The 21984-nt window shown below is 31.2% G+C and carries 21 protein-coding genes; 17 read left to right on the top strand and 4 right to left on the bottom strand.

What is annotated here, in order from left to right; all coding sequences use genetic code 11:
- Positions 1-14 precede the first annotated feature (14 nt).
- Positions 15-803: a glycosyltransferase family 2 protein gene (locus tag ABXT49_RS01620; RefSeq protein ID WP_416652586.1), complete on the bottom strand. Its 789-nt coding sequence runs from the start codon at positions 801-803 to the stop codon at positions 15-17.
- Positions 804-901: 98 nt separating this feature from the next.
- On the opposite strand from ABXT49_RS01620, the gene ABXT49_RS01625 reads away from it, so the two are divergent.
- The 3 genes from ABXT49_RS01625 to ABXT49_RS01635 are packed head-to-tail and all read left to right on the top strand — an operon-like array spanning position 902 to position 3518.
- Complete coding sequence (locus ABXT49_RS01625) at positions 902-1708, top strand: glycosyltransferase family 2 protein (protein WP_416652588.1); 807 nt, start codon at positions 902-904, stop codon at positions 1706-1708.
- Between the two features lie 20 nt (positions 1709-1728).
- The gene (locus ABXT49_RS01630) at positions 1729-2595 is read left to right on the top strand and encodes a glycosyltransferase (protein ID WP_416652590.1); all 867 of its coding nucleotides are present in this window, start codon (positions 1729-1731) and stop codon (positions 2593-2595) included.
- A complete protein-coding gene (locus ABXT49_RS01635; protein WP_416652592.1) occupies positions 2592-3518 on the top strand; it encodes a glycosyltransferase family 9 protein in 927 nt (308 codons plus the stop codon). Before ABXT49_RS01630 ends, ABXT49_RS01635 begins: the two co-directional genes overlap by 4 nt.
- On the opposite strand, the gene ABXT49_RS01640 is transcribed toward ABXT49_RS01635, so the two are convergent.
- The 3 genes from ABXT49_RS01640 to rfaD are packed head-to-tail and all read right to left on the bottom strand — an operon-like array spanning position 3515 to position 6517.
- Complete coding sequence (locus tag ABXT49_RS01640) at positions 3515-4084, bottom strand: D-sedoheptulose 7-phosphate isomerase (protein ID WP_416652594.1); 570 nt, start codon at positions 4082-4084, stop codon at positions 3515-3517. The genes ABXT49_RS01635 and ABXT49_RS01640 overlap by 4 nt on opposite strands.
- The gene (rfaE1, locus tag ABXT49_RS01645) at positions 4068-5516 is read right to left on the bottom strand and encodes a D-glycero-beta-D-manno-heptose-7-phosphate kinase (protein WP_416652595.1); all 1449 of its coding nucleotides are present in this window, start codon (positions 5514-5516) and stop codon (positions 4068-4070) included. Before rfaE1 ends, ABXT49_RS01640 begins: the two co-directional genes overlap by 17 nt.
- Positions 5513-6517: an ADP-glyceromanno-heptose 6-epimerase gene (gene rfaD / locus ABXT49_RS01650; protein WP_416652597.1), complete on the bottom strand. Its 1005-nt coding sequence runs from the start codon at positions 6515-6517 to the stop codon at positions 5513-5515. Before rfaD ends, rfaE1 begins: the two co-directional genes overlap by 4 nt.
- Positions 6518-6796: 279 nt before the next feature.
- Here rfaD and rfbB point away from each other — a divergent pair, with 279 nt between their 5' ends.
- The 14 genes from rfbB (at position 6797) to ABXT49_RS01720 (ending at position 21984) form a co-directional block, all read left to right on the top strand.
- Positions 6797-7873 carry a dTDP-glucose 4,6-dehydratase gene (gene rfbB, locus ABXT49_RS01655; RefSeq protein ID WP_416652599.1) on the top strand — a complete coding sequence of 359 codons (1077 nt, stop codon included), beginning with the start codon at positions 6797-6799 and terminating at the stop codon, positions 7871-7873.
- Positions 7870-8751 carry a glucose-1-phosphate thymidylyltransferase RfbA gene (gene rfbA, locus ABXT49_RS01660; protein WP_416652601.1) on the top strand — a complete coding sequence of 294 codons (882 nt, stop codon included), beginning with the start codon at positions 7870-7872 and terminating at the stop codon, positions 8749-8751. The genes rfbB and rfbA overlap by 4 nt, the downstream gene beginning before the upstream one ends.
- Positions 8748-9299, top strand: coding sequence for a dTDP-4-dehydrorhamnose 3,5-epimerase (rfbC, locus tag ABXT49_RS01665; protein WP_416652602.1), 552 nt, complete (start codon positions 8748-8750; stop codon positions 9297-9299). Before rfbA ends, rfbC begins: the two co-directional genes overlap by 4 nt.
- 11 nt (positions 9300-9310) lie before the next feature.
- The gene (gene rfbD, locus ABXT49_RS01670; RefSeq protein ID WP_416652604.1) at positions 9311-10186 is read left to right on the top strand and encodes a dTDP-4-dehydrorhamnose reductase; all 876 of its coding nucleotides are present in this window, start codon (positions 9311-9313) and stop codon (positions 10184-10186) included.
- 161 nt (positions 10187-10347) lie between these two features.
- Positions 10348-11616, top strand: coding sequence for a Vi polysaccharide biosynthesis UDP-N-acetylglucosamine C-6 dehydrogenase TviB (gene tviB / locus ABXT49_RS01675; RefSeq protein WP_416652607.1), 1269 nt, complete (start codon positions 10348-10350; stop codon positions 11614-11616).
- Between the two features lie 2 nt (positions 11617-11618).
- Positions 11619-12983, top strand: a complete 1365-nt coding sequence (locus ABXT49_RS01680) for a surface carbohydrate biosynthesis protein (RefSeq protein WP_416652608.1) — start codon at positions 11619-11621, stop codon at positions 12981-12983.
- Positions 12983-14770 carry an ATP-binding cassette domain-containing protein gene (locus tag ABXT49_RS01685; RefSeq protein ID WP_416652611.1) on the top strand — a complete coding sequence of 596 codons (1788 nt, stop codon included), beginning with the start codon at positions 12983-12985 and terminating at the stop codon, positions 14768-14770. Before ABXT49_RS01680 ends, ABXT49_RS01685 begins: the two co-directional genes overlap by 1 nt.
- A 44-nt stretch (positions 14771-14814) precedes the next feature.
- Complete coding sequence (locus ABXT49_RS01690) at positions 14815-15915, top strand: Gfo/Idh/MocA family protein (RefSeq protein ID WP_416652613.1); 1101 nt, start codon at positions 14815-14817, stop codon at positions 15913-15915.
- Between the two features lie 16 nt (positions 15916-15931).
- On the top strand, positions 15932-17461 hold the full coding sequence (locus ABXT49_RS01695) for a D-lyxose/D-mannose family sugar isomerase (RefSeq protein ID WP_416652615.1): 1530 nt from the start codon (positions 15932-15934) through the stop codon (positions 17459-17461).
- Positions 17462-17467: 6 nt separating this feature from the next.
- Positions 17468-18106, top strand: a complete 639-nt coding sequence (locus tag ABXT49_RS01700; protein ID WP_416652617.1) for an HAD family hydrolase — start codon at positions 17468-17470, stop codon at positions 18104-18106.
- 113 nt (positions 18107-18219) lie between these two features.
- Positions 18220-18927 carry a cytidylyltransferase domain-containing protein gene (locus ABXT49_RS01705; RefSeq protein ID WP_416652620.1) on the top strand — a complete coding sequence of 236 codons (708 nt, stop codon included), beginning with the start codon at positions 18220-18222 and terminating at the stop codon, positions 18925-18927.
- Between the two features lie 59 nt (positions 18928-18986).
- Positions 18987-20189: a hypothetical protein gene (locus ABXT49_RS01710; protein WP_416652623.1), complete on the top strand. Its 1203-nt coding sequence runs from the start codon at positions 18987-18989 to the stop codon at positions 20187-20189.
- A gap of 41 nt (positions 20190-20230) precedes the next feature.
- Positions 20231-20962 carry a class I SAM-dependent methyltransferase gene (locus tag ABXT49_RS01715; protein ID WP_416653513.1) on the top strand — a complete coding sequence of 244 codons (732 nt, stop codon included), beginning with the start codon at positions 20231-20233 and terminating at the stop codon, positions 20960-20962.
- Positions 20959-21984, top strand: coding sequence for an SDR family NAD(P)-dependent oxidoreductase (locus ABXT49_RS01720; RefSeq protein WP_416652626.1), 1026 nt, complete (start codon positions 20959-20961; stop codon positions 21982-21984). The genes ABXT49_RS01715 and ABXT49_RS01720 overlap by 4 nt, the downstream gene beginning before the upstream one ends.

Here is a 21984-nt window from a genome sequence, read left to right on the forward strand (position 1 = left end):
TATTACTGAAAGCTTTATTTTCTTCTATTAATTTTTTTGACTCTTGGAGCTTGCCAGTCAGCTTGAGTTTCTGTTAACTTAATATATCTATAGAATGTTCCTTCAAAGTTTCCAAATGCAATTACAAATCCAGGACCTCCGTCCAGAAACCCAAGTTTAAATATGTAATGTTTAATAAACGACCATAATCCATGAACAAATGCCTTAAAAACACTACCCTTAACGCCTTTTTTAATTAGCTTTGATACACCAAGGCTAGAATAGCGGTTACTTTTATATATTATTTCTTCAGTATTTTTGAAGGGAATTTGCCAAATACTATTTTTAATAATACCAATATCATAATTACTTTTACTAATAAATCCTTCATGAACTGGTTCCATGGAGTAACTCATTTTTCCATTTTTAAAAAGTTGAGGTTGTCTAAAATTAGGCCTCCAACCAGAGTATTTTATCCATTTACCCATAAAAAAATTTTTTCTTGGAACTAGATATATATCAAGGGGAGCATTTTCAATTAATTTTAAAATCTCATCTCTTACTTCATGAGTGCATCTTTCATCAGAGTCAAGACTAAAAATCCAATCCCCAGTGCAATGCTCAATTGCTTTATTTCTTAACTCGCCATAGCCATTAAAAGGAATATGAATTACTTTCACTCCTAGTTTTTCAGCTATTTCAGTTGTCCCATCAGTGCTATGTGAATCTGCCATAATAATTTCATCAGCCCACAAAACAGAGTTTATACAGTCGCGAATTTTTTCTGCCTCATTGTAGGCAATAATATAAGCAGATATTTTCATAGGTATTTAGAGGTATTTTGAAAAAAACTTAAAATTGCTAGATAATTTAACATATAGATTATAATTTCATTTCATTTTATCTAAAAATTACTTTATAAATGCAAGTAAGTTTAATTATTGCCACCTTCAATCAATCTGAGTCCTTAATGATTCTTTTTAAAAGCATTGAGATGCAAACTCGAATCCCTGATGAAATAATTATTGCTGATGATGGAAGTGGTGAAGAAGTCAGAAAAGTTATTAATGAAGTTCAGCAAAATAGTTTTTTAAAAATCAACCATTCATGGCAGGAAAATATTGGATTTAGAGCAGCTAAATCAAGAAATAAAGCAATAGCTAAGTCAAATTTTGAATATATTATAATGGTGGATGGTGACATGATTCTTCATCCAAAATTCATTCAAGATCATATTGATAATTCAAAAAAAGGGTTTTATGTTCAAGGCTCAAGAGTTTTATTATCAGAGAGTCAAACAAATAAAATATTTAAAAATTCAAAGAAAAATAAAAATTTTGAAATTTCATTTTTTTCACCAGGTTTAGGCAATAGAAAGAATTCTATCTATTCCACCTCACTATCTAAACTTTCAAATATACTTAATTTTAATAGTAATAAATTACATTCTGTACGATCATGCAATATTAGTTTCTATAGAGAAGATTGCATAGCAGTAAATGGCTTTAATAATAAATTTGAAGGCTGGGGTAGGGAGGATAGTGAATTTATCCTGCGTCTTCTTAATAGTGGACTTAAAAGAAAGAATGTACGTTTTAACTTAATACAGTTCCATCTATGGCACAATGAAAGCTCTAGGGAGCATTTAGATAAAAATACTTTGATGTTAGAAAAAGCTATAAAAAACCATAGTGTCTGGTGTGATGATGGTATTGATAGGTATTTATAGTTTTTATTATTGGAAGAAAAATGAAGGTTAGTGCGTTTACTTTTATAAAAAATGGACAAATACTTGGATATCCTTTTGTACAGTCTATTAATTCAATCCTGCCAATAGTTGATGAGTTTATTATCAATGTTGGAGAGAGTGAAGATGACACCTTAGCTATGATTAAGTCGATTCCAAGTTCAAAAATACGAGTTATTGAGTCCAGATGGAGTGATGCAATGAAGGATCGAGGCTATGTATATGGCCAGCAAAAAATGATTGCTCAATTCAATTGTACAGGTGACTGGCTTTTTTATATTGAAGGAGATGAGATTTATCATGAGGATGACTTAGTTAAAATTGAGAAAAGTATGCGGAGATATAATGATAATGATAATGTTGAAGCGCTTGTATTTGATTTTTATCATTTTTATGGTAATGCTAATACTTTTCTCGACTCACCTGGATGGTACCGTTCAGAGGCTAGAATTTTAAAAAACTCATTAAGATCTTATGCCCCTGATGGCCTTTATTGGCTTGTATTGGATAATAAGAGTAATAAAAAAAGTAGGTTTCCTAAGGCTAAGCATACGGGTGCTCATTGCTATCACTATGGATGGGTAAGGACTCAAGAGCAAATGAATCTTAAAAGCCGTAAAGTTCAAAAATATTGGAATAAACAACATAAGGAAATTGATTATTCACAGATGGATTTTCAGGTGATAAAAGAATTTCATGGAAACCATCCAAACGTAATTAAAGATTGGATTCCAAAAGAACTTGGTTTATTTGAGGTTGATCCAAACTACAACCCCACCAAAAAACAAATCAAACATCGATTTATGATGAAAATAGAAAAAATGTTTGGCTTGGACTTAAGTAAAAAACACTTCAAGTTAGTGAAATGAAGCTTTTAGTTGAGCTTCCAAGTTGGCTTGGTGATTGCGTAATGCTCACCCCTGCTTTTGAAAATCTAGTAAGTTTCTATGATAATCCAGAAATTACTATTCTTGGTTCAAGCATATCTGTAGAGGTTCTAAAAAATCACCCTAATGTGGTAAATTTTTTTATACTCAATAAAAGCTATAGTTCGTTTTTTAGCCAGCTGAAATTTTTGGATCAATACGATGTTTTTATATCTTTTAGAGATTCATATAGAACAACAATATTGAAATTTTTTATATCTGCAAAAAATAAATATCAGTTTAATAAAAATTATTATTTAAATAAACATGTAGTTGAAAAATATAATGACTTTGTTAATGAGGTCTTAAATGTTGATAAAAAGCCAGGTCGACTATTTGTTTATCAAAATAATGAACAAAGTAATAATTCAATTTTAATTGCAGGTATTAATCCTGGTGCAGCATATGGTGATGCAAAAAGATGGAATATCGACAAGTTTGCAGAAGTTGCATTAAGGCTTTCAAGTACTTATGAAATTATTATCTTTGGTGGGCCAGATGAAGTAGATATTGCATGTGAGATTGAAAAAAAACTCGTTAAAAATAATGTAAGTAATTTTCAAAACCTTGCAGGAAAGACGACAATTCAAGAGCTGATTAATCATATTTCAAATTTAAGTTTATTTGTTACTGGAGATAGTGGGCCCATGCACTTAGCTGCAAGTTTTCAAATTCCAACTGTTTCAATCTTTGGGCCAACACTTCACCATGAGACTTCTCAGTGGAAAAATAGTAAAAGTACTATAGTCAAAAAAAACTTGAGTTGTCAGCCATGCATGAAGCGAACTTGTCCACTAAAACATCAGAATTGCATGAACTTTATTGAAGTTGAGGAGGTGCTAAGCTCCATTGATTCATTAAATTAGTTTTTGACTCTGTCTTCTATTAAAGTACAAAGAGTGTGCCCAATAAAAATATGAATTTCCTGAATTCTTGCTGTATCAATAGAGGGCACTATTATACTAGAATTACATATTTCTTTTAATTGCCCCCCCTTATTTCCACTTAATACAATAGTTTTACAGCCTATTTTTTTTGCAACTTTTAATCCACTAATGATATTTTCACTATTTCCACTAGTGCTGATTCCAATAATGACGTCATTAGTATTGGCTAAAGCTTCAATTTGACGATCAAATACATGAGAAAAGCCAAAGTCATTACTAACTGCTGTAATTATTGAGGAATCGGTAGTAAGGGCAATAGCAGAAATCGCTTTTCTATCAACTTTATACCTTCCGACAAGCTCAGCAGCTATATGCTGGGCATCAGCTGCACTTCCACCATTTCCAATTAACAAGATTTTTCCGTCATTATTAATACAATCAATGCAAAGATTTGCTGCGATCTCTATATGAGGAATTAGAGATCGCATTGCAAGATCAAATGCTTTGATATGTTCTTTAAATTCGTTTTTAATTAATTGTTGCATTCGTATTTAAGATTTTTTTGATTTGATTGATAGTATTAGTAGTACTTTTATCATCTTCATAGTCGACTATTTTTAATTGGTCAACGATATTTTGACCAACGACTTGCTTATTTTTATAGTCACCACCCTTTACTAATATATTTGGCTTTATTGAGTTAATCAAGTCATAAGGGGTGTCTTCATCAAAAATTACTACATAATCAACTACTTCTAGAGACGCAACAATATATGCACGATCATCTTCAGAATTAATAGGGCGATTTTTACCTTTTAGAGCGGCTACAGATCGATTAGAGTTTAGTCCAACTATTAAAATATCACCAAAACTTTTTGCCTCTTCTAAATATTTAACATGCCCAGAGTGAAGTAAATCAAAACATCCATTTGTGAAAATGATTTTTCTACCTTTGGATTTTAACTCTTTACTGACCACGATAATTTCACTTAATGTTTTAATATGTTGATAGCTTGAAGATTTGTTAATGCTAGACTCATATTCAATAATTTCATTAAATGAAGTAGTAGAACTTCCAATTTTGCCAACAACAATCCCTGCAGCTAAATTTGCAAATTTAACTGCTACATCTATATCAATTTGACAAGCTAAAGCAAATCCAAGAGATGCAAGTATTGTATCACCAGCCCCAGTGACATCAAAAACCTCTCTAACTACTGTAGGATAAATCCGAAGATCATCATCATAAATAGCAACACCTTCTTCACTAAGTGTGATTAGTGAAATATCTAGTCTATATTTTAATTTCAGCTCTATAATGGCCAGTGTAAGTGATTCATTATCTTTAATATCTATCTTAGTAGCCTCTCCTGCCTCCTTTTTATTTGGCGTAAGTAAATAAGCTCCTGTATATTTTGAATAATCAAAGCCTTTAGGATCAATTAAAACCTTCTTTTTATATTTTGTAGAAATTTCGATTAAAGTTTTAGTTAATTCAACAGTTAATAAGCCCTTCCCATAGTCTGATAGAAGAACAATATCATAGTTTAAAATTATTTTTTTGAAAGTGGTAAGTACTTTTTCTTGAGACTCAGAGCTAATCTGGCTAGTACTCTCTTGATCATAACGAACCACTTGCTGCTGAGAAGATATAATTCTAGTTTTTCTCGATGTGATGCGGTTTTCTTGCGTAAAGAGATATTTTGAGTCAACACCAATATCCTTTAAAAGTTTTTTTAGCTCTTTAGAAGTTTCATTATCTCCAATAACGCTAACAATATCAGCTTTTGCACCAAGTTTTATTAAGTTATTTACAACATTTCCAGCTCCACCAAGAGAAATACTTTCCTTTTCAACATCAACAATTTGTACTGGAGCCTCAGGTGATATGCGTTTGCAACCTCCCCAAAGATAGTGATCTAGAATCATATCCCCAATTACTAATATTTTTGGGGATTTAGTTTGAAACTCAATCATAATGTCCCTTCAAAGAAAGTTCTCTTAATTTCAGGAACATAGGATTTGATTCCTTTTTCCAAAGAAAATTTTGGCTTAAAGTCTAAGTATTTTTTAGTTGAATAAATATTAGCCTGGGTATGATTTTGATATCCTTTATAAGGATTAGCAAAATATTCAGTTTCCAGTTGAGAATCTAACTCGGCTTTTAATATAATTGATATCTCCTCAAAGCTTCGAGAAACACCTGTACCAACATTAAAAGTCCCATTTTTTAAAGGGCTGCATGCTTTAATATTCGCTTGAATTACATCCTCTATATAAATAAAGTCTCTAAAAATATTTTGAGAGCCTTCAAATAAACGTGGTTTATTGTTATTCAGAATCTGGTGGCCAAGTTGAATAATCATTGATGACGTGCTCCCCTTATAAAACTCTCTTGGACCATATACATTAAAATATCTAAGTCCAACTATTGTCATAGTGGGATTTTTTTTTGTAAATTTTTCAGCAATTTTATCCATAATATATTTGCTGAAACCATAAGGATTTTCAGGATTTTCTTTACCTACAGTTTGAGGGGAGGGTTCACTACCATATGTTGCAGCTGAGCTTGCATATATTAGAACTGAATTATCTCGTTTAGCAATTTCTAGTAGTTCATAAAAAGAGTTTACATTAGTTTTCATAACTTCTTCTTGGTCATAGACCCTAGTATCAGAAATTGCAGCTTGGTGAAAGATGAAATCAAATTTAAACTGATTAAGCAGCAATAAACTTTCACTATTATTTATATTGCCACAAATTATCTCACCATTAAACCCAATTAAATTTTTGTAATGCCCAAAGCTTATTAAATTTCCATTTGAAAAAGTAGACTCATTTCTAAAACAATCAAATATAACAATAGTACATTTAGGGAAGTTTTTTTGGAAAAAAAATGCTAAGTTACTTCCAATAAAACCTGCACCTCCTGTTATAAGGATTGTTTTATTATTAAAATTAGTATTACTATATGACATATTTATATTTTTAAAAAAAACTCAAAAATTCTTTTCTATTATAATAGCTAAGCAACGTTAAATTCACTTGGTTAATTTTTCAATTTTTAAACTATTTTCCGTATTTTTTAATAATTTGTATTGGAGTTATAGCTATTTTTTGCAAAGGTAAATCTTGTTTTTTAAATGGCTATCTTTTAGAGTATTTACTATAAAATCAACATGTATATTAAGTTTGGTATATTTATCAATAACTTAATATTTTAATTTTTAGAGTATTATTACTTGAAGCTATGCAGTATGGCTATTAAAAAAATCTTAATCACAGGTGGAGCAGGCTTTATTGGCTCTGCTTTGATTCGCTATATTTTGAATAATAGTGGTCATATTGTAAAAAATATTGATAAACTTACTTATGCTGGTAACTTAGAGTCTTTAAAGTCTATTGGTGAAAGCTCAAATTATATTTTTGACCAGGTAGATATTTGTGATGCCAAATCTATTAATAGAGTTTTCAAGCAATTTCAGCCTGATATTGTATTGCATTTAGCTGCTGAATCTCACGTTGACAATTCTATTGATCGCCCAAGTGATTTCATCCAAACAAATATTATTGGAACATTCACGCTTTTGCAGCAATCTTTATCTTATTGGAGAAAGCTCAGTGGCGATAAAAGAAATGATTTTCGCTTTCATCATGTTTCTACTGATGAGGTTTATGGAGATTTAAATAAAAATGAAGCTTTATTTACTGAAAAAAATTCATATAAACCTAGTTCTCCTTATTCTGCTTCAAAAGCCAGTGCAGATCATTTGGTGCGGTCTTGGTATAGAACATATGGGCTTCCAGTCATAATTACTAATTGCTCTAATAACTATGGCCCATTCCAGTTTCCTGAAAAATTAATACCTGTTGTTATTCTCAATGCAATACATGGAAAATCGATTCCAATTTATGGTGATGGTCAACAAATAAGAGACTGGCTTTTTGTTGAAGATCATGCCCGTGCTTTATTTGAAACTGCTTTTCGGGGAGGGGTTGGAGAAACTTATAATATTGGAGGGCACAATGAAATTAAAAATATTGATGTTGTTCATGGGATTTGTAAGATTCTTGATGAACTGCTTCCAAGTAAAATTTTAAATGTTATAAAGTATAAAGAGTTAATTTCTTTTGTTGATGATAGGGCTGGCCATGATGTTAGATATGCAATCGATTCTTCAAAAATTAAAAAAGAACTAGGCTGGGTTCCAATTGAGACTTTTGAAACTGGTTTAAGAAAGACCGTTAAGTGGTATCTTAATAACCAAATTTGGTGTGAAAATACTAGAATTAAGAATGCTAATTTTAAAGATATGGAGGAGATTAGTTTATGAAAGGTATTATTCTTGCGGGCGGCTCTGGAACAAGACTGCATCCACTGACTAAGGCTTTATCAAAGCAGCTAATGCCTGTATATGATAAGCCAATGATATATTACCCATTATCAATATTAATGTTAGCGGGAATTCAAGAAGTGTTGATTATTTCTACGAAAGAAGACTTGCCTTTTTTTAAAAATTTACTTGGTGAAGGTGAAGATATTGGCATGAGATTTGATTATATCGTTCAGCCTAGTCCTGATGGTTTGGCACAAGCATTTATTTTAGGAGCTGATTTTATTGGCAAAGATGATGTAAGTCTTATCCTTGGCGATAATATTTTTTATGGGCATGGAATTACAGATTTTTTGGATAGTGCTATCTCATCTTTAAAAAATAAAAGCTTTGCTACAATCTTTGGATATTATGTTAAAGACCCTGAGCGTTATGGCGTAGTTGAATTTGATGATAATGGCCAAGTAATTAGTATTGAGGAAAAGCCAGAAAAGGCAAAAAGTAATTATGCTGTAACTGGATTATATTTTTACCCAAATGATGTTATTTCTAAAGCTAATATTGTTAAGCCTTCTCAAAGAGGCGAGTTAGAAATTACAACTTTAAATCAAATGTATCTAGATGAAGGCCGTCTTTCAGTTGAACAAATGGGAAGAGGTTTTGCCTGGCTTGATACAGGGACACATGAGAGTTTGCTTGATGCCTCAACTTTTATTGCAACTATTGAAAAAAGACAAGGGTTGAAAGTTGGTTGTATTGAAGAAATTGCAGTTGATAAAGGATATATTTCAAAGGAGCAATTTAAAAGGTTAGCTCTTCAATCTAGTGATAATCAATATGGTCGTTACTTAGTAAATATTGCAAAAAATATACCTTGAAATATATACGTCAAAAAATTCCTGATTTATTAGTAATTGAGCCTGCTATTCATAAAGATCTTCGTGGATATTTTTTTGAAACTTTCAGGAAAAATTTTTTAGAACAAACTTTAAAATCAAAAATAAATTTTGTCCAAGACAATGAGTCCATGTCTTCTAAAGGGGTTCTGAGGGGGCTACATTACCAAATCTCACCTCATAGCCAAAGTAAGCTTGTGAGAGTTGTATCTGGAAGTATTTTAGATGTTGCAGTTGATATTAGAAATAATAGCCCAACTTTTGGTATGCATATAGCTGTTGAACTAAATCAATCAAATAAACGCCAGTTATTTATTCCAAAGGGCTTTGCGCACGGGTTTTTAGTTTTAAGTGATTCAGCAGTTGTTAGTTATAAAACAGACAACTATTACTCTAAAGATAGTGAACGAGGGATTGCATATAATGATCCCAAGTTGTCTATTGATTGGATGCTTAAGTTAAATGAAATAATTGTGTCAGATAAAGACAAAGTTCACCCTAATTTCTCTTTTGAAAAGATTTATTTCTAAATTTATTAATAATGAAAATTTTAGTACTTGGTAAAAATGGCCAGTTAGGCCAATCAATTAAAAATGTTGTTTCAAAAACAACTCTAAACGAATATTCTTTTATTGGGAAGAACGATCTCGATCTAGCTCAAAATGGAGATATTTCAGATTATTTTAATAATAATAATGTTGATATTATTATTAATTGCTCGGCTTATACTAATGTTGATAAAGCTGAAAAAGATAAATTAATTGCAAATCAAATTAACCATCTTGCTGTAAAGCATATTGCAACTATTGCAAATAAAAAAAATATTAAATTTATTCATATATCTACTGATCAAGTTTTTGATGGAAGAAAAAAAAAATTATACTCTGAGGATGATGAGACAAATCCAGTAAACATCTATGGAAAAACAAAACTGGCAGGTGAAAAGGCATTTTTATCTGCTCTACCTTTCAACGGCATAATTATTAGAACTAGCTGGCTATATTCAGAGTATAGAAAAAATTATGTAAAAAATATGATTGCTCTTGGTAAAGAAAAAAATGAATTAAGTATTGTCACAGATCAAATCAGCAGTCCTACATTTTGTAATGATCTTGCAAAATTAATTGTATCAATAATAGATAATGATAGTTTTCAAAAATATAATAATAAAACCCAAATTTATCATTTTGCAAATGAAGGGTTTTGTAGCCGCTATGATTTTTCAAAAAAAATTTTTGAATTAACTAATATTAGCTGTAATTTAAGTCGAATTCACTCTTCTGAGTATCCTAGGTTGGCCGAGATACCAAAAAATACTTTATTAAATAAAGATAAGATTAAAGAGGCATTAAATATTAAAATTCCTAATTGGGAAGATTCTCTTTCAAAATGCATTAAATTAATGAATATTAATTAATAATAATTTAAATTATTAATGATCTATTTTATTTCTGAGGACGAAAAAAATGTTTTAATTACTTCATAGTTTAAAATAACATTTAGATAATCTAAATGTCTAATTGGGTAACTATGAGTTTTGTTACCTCCTATTGAATTATTATTACTCATTAATTTTATATGTCAAGCAGAAAAATAGCAGTAATAGGTCTGGGCTACGTTGGACTTCCTCTAGCTGCTGAGTTTGGAAAAAAAAGAGAAACTATTGGTTTCGATATTAATAAATCGAGAATTATTGAATTAGTCAATGGTAATGACCATACTCTTGAAATAACACCAGCTGAGTTGCTTAAGTCAAAGTACTTAAGTTTTACTAGCAATGTAAAAGATATTCAAGATTGCTCTATTTATATTATTACAGTGCCGACCCCTATAGACAAAAATAAAGAGCCTGATTTGTTCCCACTTGAAGAGTCTAGCAGGGTAGTTGGAAAAGTTATTAGTCAAGGCGATATTATTATTTATGAATCAACTGTATACCCTGGTGCAACTGAAGAAGTATGCGTTCCAATTCTTGAAAAAAATTCGGGATTAAAATATAATGAAGACTTCTATTGCGGATATTCTCCTGAAAGAATTAATCCAGGAGATAAAAAACACCGTTTAATTGACATAAAAAAGATTACTTCTGGTTCGAACCCGGTAATTGCAGATTTTATTGATAATTTATATAATGAAATAATTATTGCGGGTACCTTTAGAGCGCAAAGTATTAAGGTTGCAGAAGCAGCGAAAGTAATAGAGAATACACAAAGAGATGTAAATATTGCTTTAATTAATGAGCTTGCCTTAATCTTTAATAAACTGGGAATAGATACTGAAGAGGTTTTAAAGGCTGCAGAATCTAAGTGGAATTTCTTATCCTTTCGTCCCGGTCTTGTAGGGGGCCATTGTATTGGGGTGGACCCATACTATTTGACGCAAAAAGCTCTGGATGTTGGATATAATCCAAAAATGATATTAGCTGGGAGAAGACTTAATGATTCAATGACAACTGAGGTTGTAGACCAAGTATTTATATTAATGGAAGATAAGAATATTCAAATACACCAATCTAATATTTTAATTATGGGCTTAACATTTAAAGAGAATTGTCCTGATATTAGAAATACACTGGTTGCCAAGCTGGTTAAAGACTTTGAGGTATTAAATTGCAATGTAGATGTATTTGATCCTTGGGTTGACAAAGATGAGGCTGCTAAAGAATATCAAATAGAGCTCATAAATGAGCCGTTTCCTGGAAAATATGATGCTATTATTTTAGCTGTTGCCCACAATGAATTTAAAGCACTTAAAGTTGATAAAATTAAGAGTTTTGGTAAAGAAAGTCATGTAATTTATGACTTAAAGTATTTATTACCTGCTGAATATTCTGACGGCAGACTTTAGTTATGAATTTTTACATCCCTGTTGAAGTTAAGGATCGTGAGCTTTATGCGAAGCTATTGCTGGCAAAATATGCTGTAAAGAGTGGATTTAATGTAATATTAGGAAAAAAAAATGATTTAAATCGTCTGGTTTTGAGTATGCCTAAAGGTATATATTACGGGCTTGGAATTGCAGAAAATTATAATGATTTTTTTGAAAAACTTTCTAAGTTAGGTCATCTTGTTGTAGTGGGTGAAGAAGAAGGCCTTGTAACTTATTCAGATGAAATGTATTTAGATATGAGGATTTCGCCTAAAACCATTAAGCATGTTGATTTAATTTTTACATGGGGCAAGGAAAACTTCAACATTATAAACAAAGGAAGAAAAAATATCACATCTAAGCTTCGAGTTACTGGTAACCCCAGGCTTGATTTATTAAAGCCAAATTTTTCTGAGGTTTATCAAAATAATATTACCTCAATCAGAAGTAAATATAATGAATTTATTCTAGTATGTACAAGTTTTCCGTCATGTAATCATTTTATTAAAGATATTAATTATGTTCAGTCCCTTATCGATAAAAAAACACTAAAAGACAATAAAAGTATTAAAAACTTTAAAAAATATCAAGAAGTTAAAACAAAAACATTTACATCCTTTTTAGAAGTAATTCCTCAATTGGCAGTTGCTTTCCCTGATACTGAAATTGTAGTCAGGCCTCATCCATCAGAAAGTAAGGAGGTTTATCAAATTCTAGCGGATAAATTCATAAATGTTTTCGTGGAGAGTGATTTTTCAGTTCATCCTTGGATATTGTGCTCAAAGGCGGTTATTCATCATTATTGTACAACCTCTATTGAAGCATTTGCGGCTGGGATTCCAAGGTTCTCTTTACGGCCTCTTGTCGATACTTATAGTGAAAAAGAAATTCCATTCAAATGCTCCAATGAATTTAAAACATCAAACGCTTTAATAGAAGGTATTAAGAGCTTACTATTTAAAAATATAGAAATTGAAGATGAGTCTGAGATGAGAAAAGATTATGAGCATTATGTTTTAAATATGGGTGAATCTATTTCTTCAGATTTAATTATAAATGAAATTATTAATCATATAAAAATCAACCCAAAAAATAATAATAAAGAATTTTTCATATTTCAATCTATAAAAGAATATAAGGGAAGACTTGAGTTTCTCTTAAGAAAAATGATTAGAAATTTTTTTATGGAAAATCATGTTGCTGCTGATTATACTAATCATAAGTTTGATACACTTTCTTTAATTGAGATTCAAGAAGTGTTATTTTTCTTTTCAAAAAATGATGATGTTGAATTTAAGTGTATGAAGCTTGATAAACATTTTGTAAGAATCACTAAGAGTAGTTAATGATTAGTAATATAAATAATTTTTTTGTTTTTCTTAAGAAAATTAATTATCTTGTGGGTAATGATCGTAGAAAACTCCTTTGGCTTGTTCCACTTTTTCTTCTATCTTCTGTATTGGATCTTATTGGAATTGGGTTAATAGTTTCTTTTGTTTCTTTATTAATTAATGGAGAATCAGTAGAACTTGTTCAGTTTTTCAATTTGGATAAATATCAACTTACTTCTCATGAACTAATTGTTGCTTTTAGCTGCTTTTTGTTTTTATTATTTTTAGTTAAGGCAATAACTGCAATATATGTAAATAAAACAATCCTTAAGATTTGCTTTAATTATGGAGTAAGGCTGAGATCATATTTAATTTGTATATATCAAGATATGAGCTATAGCGATTATGCGAGCAGAAATAGCTCAGAATATGTTTATAACGTCCAAACTCTAGCAGGTCAATTTTCAACCTCAATAGTTCAGTCAATTCTTAGAATCATAAGTGAGGGCATAGTTGGCATCCTCATATTAATTTTTTTAGCAATAAATATGGGCATTTCTTTTTATATATTTCTTTTTTTATTGATACTTTCAGGATATTTTTATGACAAATCTTTTAAGAAAAAAAATAATGAGTATGGGAAAGTGGTTAACTCTTCATCAACTCAGATGATACAAAGTATTCAAGAGGCTATGTATGGATATAAAGAAAATCATATATACGGAATAACTGGCTATTTTAATAATTTAGTTCATATTTTTGCCAAAAAACTTGCAATAGCAAGAGTTAAATCTACTGTAATCGTAACTTCGTCTAGATATGTCATTGAATTAGTGGTCATTACCTTTATAGCATTAGTGGCAGTTGTTTCAGTTTATTTAGGAAAAGATTCGCTTTATATTATTTCGACTATAACTATGTTTGGGGTCGCTTCTCTAAGATTAATGCCATCAACAGTTCAAATTTTAGTAAGTTTTGGTAATATTCGATATGGTAAAAATTCAGTAGATAAGTTATATGAAGACCTTAAAAAATATTCTACTAATAATGACTTTAATAATTACCAAGTAACTGGGGTTGTTGATAAAAAAAATATTGATAAGTTAGCTAGTAATTTTGAATCTTTAAGGTTGGAAAAAATTGACTTCTCACATGTATCTAGTGACACAGTAATATTTGAAAATGTCAATCTGACAATTAAAAAAGGAGATATGGTTGGAATAATTGGGTCATCTGGATCTGGTAAAACAACTCTAATGGACCTACTCTTGTTTTTTTTAAAGCCAAATAGTGGAAGAATTTTATATAATAATAATCTCATTAGTCAAGATGCAACTGAGTGGACCTCTCAAGTTGCCTATATTCCTCAAGAAGTATTTGTATTAGACACGTCTCTTAAGAATAATATTGCACTTGGAGTACTAGAGAGTGAAATTGATAATAACCAAGTAGAACTAGCAATTAAACAGTCCAAATTAGACAGCCTTATAGATAAATTAGATGGTGGTTTGAATGCCTATATTGGTGAGCGAGGGGTTCGCTTGTCTGGAGGAGAAAGACAACGAATAGCTTTAGCAAGAGCCATTTATCACAAAAGAGATATTCTTTTTATGGATGAGTCTACAAGTGCTCTTGATATGGAAACTGAAGAACAAATTCTTGAAGAGATAAAAAGTCTCAAGGGCCTCAAAACCTTCATTATCGTGGCTCATAACTATACAACTTTAAAATATTGTGATGTTATTTATGAGGTTACAAGAAAAGGCCTAGTAAATAGAGGAAAGTATGATGATATCAAGTAAAAAATACTAACTAAAAATAGCTATAAATTTAACAACAGGTATATATGAAAAAAGTAAAAATATATGGGGCTGGATCAATTGGAAATCACTTAGCACAAGCATCTAGGCGAATGGACTGGAGTGTCGATATTTGTGATATAGATCATGAGGCTTTAAATCGTACAAAAAATGAAATATATCCTTCAAGATATGATGATTGGGATAATCAGATAAATCTATACAATAATGATCAGGCTCCAGTTGGTGGCTATGATTTAATTATCATCGGAACTCCTCCTGATAGCCATATGAAACTTGCTAGGTCTGCTGTGAGAGAGGGTGCAAAGGCAGTTTTAGTAGAAAAGCCACTATGTTCTCCAGATTTAAATGGAGCTCAAGAATTATTTGATGAGGCAAGAAAAGCAAATTGCTTAGTATTTGTTGGCTATGATCATGCAATTTCTAAGTCTGCTCTCAAAATGTCTAACTCTCTTCAAAATGAAGCTATGGGTGAAATTTATACTCTTGATGTTGAATTTCGTGAATATTGGGGAGGGATATTTCAAGCTCATCCATGGCTAGATGGTCCATCTGATAGTTATCTTGGTTACTGGGAAAAAGGTGGAGGCGCATGTGGAGAGCATTCTCATGCAATAAATTTGTTCCAATGTTTTGCACATGAGTCTGGAATTGGAAGGGTGAATGAAGTTTCAGCTTCCATGGATTATATAAAAGAAGAGGCTCTTAATTATGACAGTATATGTTTAATGAATCTTAAGACTGAACAAAATGTTATAGGTAGAGTAGTTCAGGATGTTATTACAAAACCAACAAGAAAATGGGCAAGGGCCCAGTGTGAAAATGGCTATTTAGAGTGGTTTTGTGGCAATAAGCCTGGAGTTGATTCAGTTATTTATGGTAAAGACAATATTGAGGTTAAAGTTGAAGAGATTCTTAAAACTAGGCCAGATGATTTTTTTCAAGAATTACAACATATAAGTTCAGTGCTTGAGAACAATGAGCTATATAATAAATCACCTATTAAACTTGAAAGGGGTTTAGAGACAATGTTGGTAATTGCAGCAGCCCATCACTCTGCCCAAAATAATTGTCCAGTAACTATTGACTATTCAAAGGGATATTCATTGAAGGCGCTTTCTTTTTAAATAATATTCAATTAATATGAAAAATTTTAATTTCAATGATTTATTTGTACTGGATCTAGCTAACAATCATCAGGGTAATCTGAAGCATGGCTTGAAAATTATTCAAGAATGCTCAAAAATGGTGCATAAACACAAGATAAGGGCTGCAATAAAGTTCCAGTTTAGGCAGTATGAAAGTTTTATTCACCCTCATCACAAAAAAAATAGTGATAATAAGCATATTCCAAGGTTTCTTTCAACGCAACTTAGTCAAAAAGATTGGGAAGTTTTATTTAAAGCAGTTAAAGATGAGGGACTGCTCACAATGTGTACTCCTTTCGATAATGAATCAGTCCCCATAATTTCTGATATGGGGTTTGATATTATTAAGGTTGCAAGTTGTTCGGCAAAGGACTGGCCATTATTAGAAGATATTGCTTTTGCTTCACTCCCAGTTGTTGCTTCCACTGGTGGGCTAAAAATTAATGATGTTGATAATTTAGTAAGTTTTTTTGAGCATCGAGGTGTTGCCCATGCTCTAATGCATTGTGTTTCAATTTATCCAATTCCACAAGATGACTTTCATTTAAATCATATTGATACTCTAAGAAAAAGATATAAGAATACCGTAATTGGCTGGTCTACTCATGAAGATCAGGATGATACGGTTCCAATTCAAATAGCCATGGCAAAAGGTGCAAAAATGTTTGAGAGACATGTTGGGTTGGATACTGATGAAGTGAAATTAAACGTATATTCTTCAAGGCCTAAGCAGCTTGATAAATGGTTTGAGGCTTATAGGTATTCTGAAATTTTATGTGGCTCATCCACTCATCGACCAATCACCGCTATTGAACAAGATTCATTAGACGGACTTCAAAGAGGCATGTTTTTAAAACATGATGTTGAAGCTGGTTTAATCCTTTCTGCAACTGATATTTACTATGCAATGCCATTTGTATCTGGACAACTTTCAAGTGAAAATTGGGTAGAGAATGGAATTCATACTACAGAAGCTATCAAAAAAGATGCCGCAGTTTTCCCTGCCAATGTAGATATAAAGTCCTCTAACAGATACAGAGTTTTAAAAGATGCGATTCATGAAGTTAAAGCCATGCTGAATAATGCTTCAATTAGCCTAAATAGTGAATTTAATATTGAATTTTCTCACCACTATGGGGTCGAGAATTTTAGAGAGGTTGGCGCGTTAATTATTGATTGTGTTAATCGTGAGTACTGCAAAAAACTTATTGTTGTTTTGCCTGGACAAAAACACCCTTCGCATTTTCATAAGCGCAAAGAAGAAACTTTTCAGTCATTAAGTGGTAATTTTGAATATATGCTTGATGGGAGAAAAAAAGTTTTAAAGCCTGGTGAGACAGCTTTGGTTCAGCCTGGTGTATGGCATGAATTTTGGTCTAAAGATGGTTGTATTGTTGAAGAAATTTCTACAACACACTATAACGATGATTCGATTTATAGTGATAAAAAAATTAATGATCTTAAGAGAAGTCAAAGAAAAACTGTAGTTAAGAATTGGGGTCGATTTGAATTAATTGAAAATTAAAGTGCCATGATCAAATATGCAATTTTTGATTTTGATGGAACATTAGTAGATTCTAATAATATAAAGTTAAATGCTTTCTTTCAGGTTACTAGAAACCTTCCGAATTCAAAAGCAATAATTGAAGAAATTCTTTCAAGAGATGTGGGCGATAGAAACACCATCTTTCAATTTTTTTCACGCTCCATGCATAGTGAACATGGAATTTCTGTAAATATTAATGACCTTATTGATAATTACACTTTGTTATGTGAGAGTGAGGTTTCACAAGCAAAAAGTATGAAAGACTCAGAAGAGTCTCTTAAAAAACTAGTATCAATGGGTATAAAGATTTTTATAAGTTCTGCAACACCTGAAAAAACTTTGAATATTATTGTTAATAAAAGAGGGAATAGCCATTTATTTAATGGAATATATGGAAGTCCAAATAGTAAGGAAATGCATATTCATACTATTATGGGGTTGTTTCAGTGCCATCCCTCTGAAATTATCTATATAGGCGATAGTGAAGCAGATAGACTGGCTGCATTACGCACAAATTGCTATTTTTTTGGTGTTGGACATGATCTTTCTAGATTTAGCATTGAGCCTCAGGTTTTTAGAAAGACAATGCATGATTTACCCAAATGGGTAAGCAATATTGCTTGATATGTATAATTACCTATCTTTTGCATTTTTTTAGCAAACCTAAGATGGTTTTTGAAATGCATAAATTTTGAAATAAAGTTTTAACTGAGCCTTAGTATAATTATCCTGAAAAATTGATTAATAACTTAAAAATATTAACTGTAATTCCTGCTAGAGGCGGAAGTAAGGGGATACCTTTAAAAAATTTATCACTTATTGGCACTAAGTCTATAGTTGAATTGGCTGCGATTGTAGCTAGTAAGATTACTTTACTTGACCGTGTTATTGTTTCAACAGATAATCAAAAGATAGCAGATGCTGCAGTTAAGGGTGGCGCTTCAGCCCCCTTTATGAGGCCAGATTATTTATCAGGGGATCAAATTTCTGATTTGGAGGTGCTAACGCATGCACTGCATGAGATGGAGTTAAAAGATAGCTGTGTGTATGATCTTATAATTATGCTTCAGCCAACCTCTCCCCTGAGGACAGGGTTACAAGTAATTCAAACTATTGAGAAATTAGTCTCAAAAGACTTTGATGCTGTTTGGACCATTTCTGAAACTGATTCTAAATCTCATCCATTAAAGCAATTAATTATTGATGAAGAGACTCTAGATTACTATGACAAAGATGGGAAGGATATAATTGCAAGGCAACAATTAAAACCTGTTTATCATAGGAATGGAATAGCGTATGCAATTACAAGGAATTGTTTAATTAATAAAAAGTCTATTATGGGAGATAAGACTGGATACTTGATATGTGAGGGGAATAATATCAGCATTGATACAGAGTCAGATTTAGATTTTGCACGACAGTTTTTTACAAATCTAAATAAATGATTTTTTTCTCTTTTTTGCTAAGGTGGCTTCTTCGCCACAGGCTGGTTGAATTTTTATCAATGTTCAAGGCGTACTCGTTAATTTCAAAAGTTGCTATTTTTTCTATTAAAAAAATTAATAATGATAGCTCGTTAAACATACTTTGTATTGGGAGGGCAATATTTGATGAAGAGATTGAAGAGTTGTCTAATAATAGTAGCAAACTTAACTATTTAGTAATTCCAAAAATAATATTTATCTCAATTTTTCAATTTCATTTTCATCGGAAAATTTTTGATCATACAAACTATCATAATGATAAAAACCTGGACTTTGAAAAAATAGAATATAAAAAATTTCTTGATAATTTTTTAACTATTTTATTTAAAGAACTAAACATTGATGCAATGATGTCTGCAAATTATGTATATTCATGGCAGCAAGAATTGGCATCAATTTGTCTTGAAAGAAAGATACCTTTTGTTATCCTTCATAAAGAAGGAATGACCTCTCCAAGTCAGTATAAAAATTTAGTCGATACTTATACTAATGGTAAGTTTATCGGTTCAAGGATGCTTGTTTACAATGACAATATTAAAAATGCTTTAATTGATGCGAATATTAAAGGAATTACAAAAACTAATATAGTAACTGTAGGAGTTCCTAGATTTGATAAATATTCCTCTATTGGGAGTATTGGAAGTAGTGTAGTTTTCTTTTCTTTTTATATGGAAGATAAGCTTAGACATATTTCATTACCAGAGACAACCAAAAGTGAACTTCTTCAAAAATCAATCAACTTTCATTTAGAAATAATGAAATTTGCTAAACAGTCGCAGCATTTAAATGTGACAATAAAGACAAAAGGTGGCAAGAGATATTTAGACTATGTGTTGAATATAGCAAAAAGTAATCGACTCGAGAATCTTCATAATTTAAAAATTATAAATACAGGGACCCCTTATGAATTAATTCAAGATGCATTTTTAGTTGGTGGCCTGAACTCTTCAGTTTTATTAGAAGCTATACTTGCAAAAAGGCAAGTTTTTATGCCCAAGTTTAAAAATAGCTTATTCGAAGATTATTTTATTAATAATGAAGATCTTGTGAATTATGTGAATTCATACGAAGATTTAATTAAGTGTATCAACGAGTTTTCAACTTATGAGTATCTTGAAGAGAGAAATGACCTTTTCCTTAAAGAGTTTATTTCGACTCCTGATGGAATGTCTAGCATTCGTGCTGAGAATGAAATCATCTCAGTTATCAAGAATAAATTATGATTCGTTATTTTACTAAAACAATTCTAAGATATATATTTGTGATGATAAGTTTTCCAATAGCTGCTTCTGCGTTTTTTCTAAGACTTATAGCACTACTTCCTGGGTTTAATTATAAAGTTTTGAGGAACTATAGCCAAATTATTAAAATAAAAGAAGAATTAAGAAATGAAGGTAAAAGTGTCGGCCACGCAGTACAAAGTAAGACAGTAGGTCTTTTTTTTAATAAATGGCAGTTGTTAAATCTAACACTTAAAAAAGGGGAATCTTTAACAGCAGAACATTTCTTTTTAAATAGGCCTTTAAATGATGTGAAGCTCCTTCTCCAATTTTGTAAGGATTATGTCACTATAGCTGAAGGAGATTTAATCTTCGACCCTGGGTGTGGCACGGGAAAGCACTTATTTTATTTGACAGATCGCTATAATTGTCAAGGAATAGGGGTTGATGTTTATAGGCCAGCAATAAATGTTGCAAAAAGAGCAAACTTTGATAACCATGTTACTTTTTTCAATAAGTCAATGATAGATTTTGATTCAAGTAAACAAGTGCTTCCAAGTAGCTGTGACTATATTTTTATTAATAGCTGGCTTAATCATGTTTATATGTATCCTGGCTATAATCTAATGATTGAAAAATTACTTAAGAGTTGCCGCTTTATGTTAGTCATAAATTCAGTAAAATTCGAATTAGAAAGTTTAATTCCAAATGCAGAAATATTGGTATTTGAGATACATGATAATGCGCAATATGCTCTAATTAAGGGGAAAGTATGAAAAATGCAAAGAGTTGGAAAAATAAAAAAGTATTGATTACCGGTGTTTGTGGAACTATAGGTTCAGAGTTAGTAAGGCAATTAAGTCAAACTGACGTTGAATGTATTGTTGGCATTGATAATAGTGAAACTGAGTTATTTTTCATATCTGAAAAATATAACTCTGCCAATAATATTGATTTCTTTTTATGCGATCTTAGAGATGCAAAAGGTTTAAACCGCGTAATGCATGGCATTGATATTGTGTTACATGCTGCAGCCTTAAAGCATGTAGTTTTATGTGAGCAATCACCACGAGATGCCGTTTCAACTAATATCCAAGGAATGATTAATATTATAGATGCTGCAGAGCTGAATCAAGTTGAGCGCTTTATTTTTACATCCTCAGACAAAGCGGTTAATCCTACTAATGTTATGGGTACGACTAAACTAATGGGAGAGCGATTAATAACAGCAGCAAATGTTCATAGAAGGGACGAGAGCGGAACAATATATGCATCAACTCGATTTGGAAATGTTTTAGGGTCTCGTGGTTCAGTTATTCCAATTTTTAAAAAACAGATAACTAGTGGAGGACCTGTTACATTAACAGATAAAAGTATGACAAGATTTGTTATGACTGTTAAAGAGGCTGTGTCTCTTGTTATTGAGTCTGTTTTTATCGCTAAAGGTGGAGAAGTTTTTGTTACAAAAATGCCTGTAATAAAAATTTTGGATTTGGCAGAAGCGATGATTGAAATTCTGTCTGATAATACTAAAGAAATCAAAATTAAAAATGTTGGCTCAAAGCCAGGTGAAAAAATGTATGAAGAGTTAATGAATGAAGAGGAAGTTAGACGTACGATAGAGTTAAAAAACTTTTACGCTGTATTGCCTGCCTTTAAAGGAATATATAATAATATTCATCATGATTATGATGAAATTCTCAGCAAGAATATTAACCAACCTTATAACTCTCATAGTGAAAAAAGTATTCTAAAAGAAGAGTTAAAGAATTATCTGACTGATAATCAGATAATTTAA

Origin of the sequence: Candidatus Pseudothioglobus sp. Uisw_086, from assembly GCF_048085745.1 — a bacterium.
GTDB lineage: Bacteria > Pseudomonadota > Gammaproteobacteria > PS1 > Pseudothioglobaceae > Pseudothioglobus.